The sequence below is a fragment of the Micromonospora sp. S4605 genome, from assembly GCF_003176715.1.
Lineage (GTDB): Bacteria > Actinomycetota > Actinomycetes > Mycobacteriales > Micromonosporaceae > Micromonospora > Micromonospora echinaurantiaca.
Genome location: NZ_QGSW01000491.1, coordinates 1 through 4,469, shown reverse-complemented (window position 1 = coordinate 4,469; position 4,469 = coordinate 1). Strand labels below are relative to the sequence as shown.

Genomic DNA, 4,469 nt, shown 5'->3' with positions numbered 1-4,469 from the left:
CCCCTGTCCTGTGGAGGTCCCGTCATGCCCCACCGCCCGCTGGCCCGCGCCCTGGCCGCGCTGGTCGCCCTGTTCACCGCCGCGCTCGGCGCGGTGTTCCTGCCCGGCACCGCGCAGGCCGCCGCCACCGTCAACTACGTCGCCCTCGGCGACTCCTACTCCTCCGGCGTCGGCGCCGGCCCGTACGACTGGTCCGGCTGCCTGCGCAGCCAGAAGTCGTACGCCCCGCTCTGGGCCGCCGCCCACTCGGTGACCAGCTTCCGGTTCGCCGCCTGCGGCGGCGCGGTCACCGCCGACGTCATCGACGACCAGGTCGCCGCGCTCTCCAGCACCACCACCATGGTCACCATCACCATCGGCGGCAACGACGCCGGCTTCGCCGACGTGATCACCAGTTGCCGGTTCGGCAGCACCTCGACCTGCACCGACGCGGTCAACGACGCGAAGGCGTTCGCCACCGCGACGCTGCCCGGCCGGCTCGACGCCACGTACGCCGCGATCCGGCAGCGGGCGCCGAACGCCCGGCTGATCGTGCTCGGCTACCCGCGCCTGTTCGAGACCACCAGCTGCGGGTGGCTGGCGATGAGCGTCTACAAGCGCACCATCCTCAACGAGGCCGCCGACCTGCTCGCCACCGTCATCGCCGGCCGGGCGGGCGCCGCCGGGGCCACCTTCGTCGACACCCGCCCGCACTTCGCCGGGCACGGGGTCTGCGGTGCCGACCCGTGGATCCGCGATGTCAGCGGGGTGATCGAGGCGTACCACCCGGACGCCGACGGCTACCGGTACGGCTACCTGCCGGCGCTGACCTCGGTCACCGGCTGAGGCGTACCACTGACGGCGGCCGACACTCCACCCCGGAGCGTCGGCCGCCCCGGCCGGCGGGGCCGCCGCCGTGCTGTCAACGAGCCGACACCGGCCCCGTCCGCGACCGTTGCGGCCCAGCTCAGTTAGGCGTCGCGGGGACCGGACGTCGGCGGCGGGAGCAACGGGTGGGCAGGCTCGCTTCGGTGTACGGGCAGGCGGTCGCCGCGCACCGGGCCGGCCGGGCGCACCTCGACGCCGCCCGCCGGGCGGTGGACACGGCGGACCAGCCGATCGCTCCCGCCGACCTGGTCGCCCGGCTGGCCCGCCTCGGCGACGCGCTGGCCACCCCGACCCCGCTGCCCGGCACCCCGGCCTGCGTCCGGATCGGATCGGCGTCCACCCCCGACGGCGACTTCCCGGCCCTGGTGCCGCTCGGCGCCGGCCACCACCTCGTGCTCGACCCGGACGCCCGCGATCCCCGGGTCGCCGGGTTGCTGCGTGCCGTGCTGCTGCGGCTGCTCGCCGCCACCCCGCCTGGCGGCGTCCGGGTCGCCGTCCTCGATCCCGCCGGCCGCGACCACGCCGGACCCGGCTCCGCCAGCCGTGACCGCCCTGGACCCGGCCCCGCAAGCCGCGACCACGCCGGATCCGGCGTCGACGCCCACGATCCCGCCGGGGCCGACCCGGGGCGGACCGGGTTCGCCGGTCCGCTGGGTCCGCTGATCGACCTCGGCGTGCTGATGCCGCCGGCGACCGGCGCGGCCGAGGTCGACGCGCTGCTCGACACCGTGCAACGGCACGCCCGTGCCGTCGAGCCGGCCCGGGAACTGCTGGTCGTCCTCGCCGCGTCGGTCGCCGGATCCGCTGTGGCCCGGCTCGCCGCGCTCACCGAGCGCGGCCCGGCCGCCGCGGTCTGCGTCCTGGCCGCCGGCTGGCCGGCGGCTGAGCCCCCACCGGCCCGCACCACCCGGGTCCGGCTGGCCGAGCGGTACGCCCACGTCGGCGACCCGCCGGGCGTGCCGTTCAGCGCCGACGGCAGCGGCCTGGCCGCCCCGGTGCTGCTCGACGGCGACCCGCCGGCCGCCGAGGTGGCCGCCCTCGCCGAGCGCCTGAGCGCACCCGGGAACGGGGTGGAGGTGGCCGCGCTGCTGCCGGAGCGCCGCTGGACCGGCTCGGCGGCCGGCGGTCTGCGTACCGTGATCGGCCGGGTCGGCCCGGAACCCGTCGCCGCCGCCCTCGACCGGGCCACCCCGCACTGGCTGGTCGACGGGTCCGCCGGCCGGGCGTCCTTCCTGCTCACCATGGTGCACGGGCTGGCCGCCCGCTACGCCCCGGCCGACCTCCGGTTCCATCTGCTCGACGCCACCGGCCGGGCCGGCTTCGCCGACCTCGCACCTACCGCGGCCGATCCGTCCTGGCTGCCGCACGCCCGCTCGGTCGGCATCGAGCCCGACCGCGAATACGGCGTCGCCGTGCTGCGTGACCTGCGCCGCGAACTGCGTCGCCGGGTCGCGGCTCGGAAACGGCACGGCGTCGCCGCAGCGGCGGACCAGCCCCGGATCGTGGCGGTGGTCGACGGATTCGAGGGACTGCTCGCCGGGGGCGACACGCTGGCCCGCGAGGCGACCGACCTGCTGGTCGAACTGGTCCGCGCTGGCGGCCTGGCCGGGATGCACCTGGTGCTGGCCGGCCCGAACCCGCCCGGGGCGCTTCCCGGCCGGGTCGCGGCGGCCCTCGGGCGGTTCGCGCTGCGCGTCGCGCTGCCCGGCGAGCCGCGCGACGCTGTCGCCGACCCGCCGGCCGGCTCGGCCCTGCTCAGCGCACCACCCCATGCCACGCGCGCCGTCGCGCACCGGCCCGCGACCGGCGCGGACGCCGCCGTGCGGTTGCCCGACGAGCAAGCCGCCGCCGTGCGGTTGCCCGACGCGCACAGCGCCGCCGTGCGGTTGCCCGACGAGCAAGCCGCCGTCGTGCGGTTGCCCGACGCGCAGACCGCCGCCGGCGAGCTGGCCCGGCTGCGCCGCGAGCTGTGGCAGGCCCGCCCGACCGGCTCGCGCCCGCCGTCGTTCTTCGCGGGGCACGCGACAGTGCGCGTCGAGGAGGACGCCACGTTCGCCGGGTTGCGGCCCGGTGGTCGGCGTCCACTGGCCCTGGTCGGCCGGACCGTCGACGTGGACGGCACCTCCGCGCTGTTCATCATGGACGCCGCCCCCGGCCGGCACCTGGCCGTGGTCGGCGCCTCGGCCACCGGCGCGGCGGTGCTGCGGGCGGCCACCCTGAGCCTCGCCCGGCAGCACGCCCCGGGCGACGCCCGGTTCCTGCTCGCCCCGCTGACCGGCCCGACCCACTCCGCCGCCGAGGACACCGCCACGACGCTGGCCGCCGCCGGCCACCCGGTCGTCCGACTCGACACCGCCGGCCTGCGCGCCTACCTCGCGGCTCTCGCCGCGGCCTGCCCCGGGGCCACCTCAGGCTCGCCCGTCGGCCCCGCAGACGGGTCGGCCGGGGGCGTTGCCGCCTCGGCCCCCGCTGCCGGCCGGACCTACCTCCTGGTCTTCGGGGCGGACGCCGCGCACGAGGTGCTGGCGACGGCCGACCCGGAGACCGGCCGGACCGGCCACGACGACCTGCGCGCGCTGCTGCGCCACGGGCCCGGCCACGGCGCGCACCTGCTCGGCTGGTGGCGTGGGCTCGGCCCGCTCGCGCGCGACCTCGGCGACGCCCGGGAGCCGGAGGACCTCGCCTGCCTGGTCGCGCTGGACGTGCCCGGCGACGAGCTGGGTGCCTACCTCGGCGTGCCCGACCTGTGGTCGCCCCGGCCCGGCCGAGGGCTGCTGGTCGACCGGCACGACCAGCGCACCCGGCTGATCGTGCCGTTCACCAGGCGCGAGTCGGACGGGGAGGGCTGAGCGGATGTCCTTCGCCGAGTACGCGGCGCTGGCCCGGCAACTGGCCGAGCTGCGGCCGCCGGCCGGGCGGGAGGGTGCCGCGGGCCGCCGCCGCAACCTGCCCGCCGCCGCTGAGCACCTGGAACGCCGGCTCACCGCCCAGGGCGAGCGCCTCGACCAGCTCGGCCGGGCGATCGGCCAGCGGCCGGCCACCCCGCCGCCGACCACCGCAGCACCGACCGGCCCGGCCGGCTCGCCGGGCACCCCCGACCCCGGGGCAGGGGAGACCGGCGGCGCAGCCGCCGCGCCGGGGCGGCCGGCCGTCGGGGCGTACGCCCAGGTGGGGGAGACCCCGGCGGAGGTCGACCCGGCGGTCGAGCTGGAGTTGGCGCGGCGCTGGGCCGACGAGGCCGACCGGTACGGCCAGCGGGCCGAGCTGCTGGCCCGGCGACCGGCGCTGCTGCCGGACTGGTCACCGACGGCCCGGGCGGCCGGCGTGCACCTGGTCGCCGCGGGCATCGTGGCCCTGGTCCTCATCGCCGTGGTGCTGATCGCCGGCGTGGCGCCGCGCGACGCCGGGTGGCTGGTCGCCGGGGCGCCGGTCGTCGGGTGGGTGGTGCTGCGGCGGTGGGGGAGACCGGTGCTGACCGGGCCGGGCGACGGTCAGCGGGCGGTCCTGACCCGGGCGGCCTTGACCAGCCGGGCGAAACGGACGTCGAAACACGGGTAGTCCTCGCCGCAGCCGCAGAGCCAACGGGTCACCACCCGGGGCGG

Annotated in this window: 3 protein-coding genes; all 3 read left to right on the top strand. The window is 78.6% G+C overall.

Annotated elements, in window-relative coordinates; translation table 11 throughout:
* Nucleotides 1-24 precede the first annotated feature (24 nt).
* The gene (locus tag DLJ47_RS35235) at nt 25-825 is read left to right on the top strand and encodes an SGNH/GDSL hydrolase family protein (RefSeq protein WP_109906701.1); all 801 of its coding nucleotides are present in this window, start codon (nt 25-27) and stop codon (nt 823-825) included.
* Nucleotides 826-992: 167 nt separating this feature from the next.
* Nucleotides 993-3,716, top strand: a complete 2,724-nt coding sequence (locus DLJ47_RS35230) for an FtsK/SpoIIIE domain-containing protein (protein ID WP_109906699.1) — start codon at nt 993-995, stop codon at nt 3,714-3,716.
* 4 nt (nt 3,717-3,720) lie between these two features.
* Entirely contained in the window at nt 3,721-4,425 is a 705-nt protein-coding gene (locus DLJ47_RS35225; RefSeq protein ID WP_109906697.1) for a hypothetical protein, read from the top strand.
* The last annotated feature ends 44 nt before the right edge of the window (nt 4,426-4,469 follow it).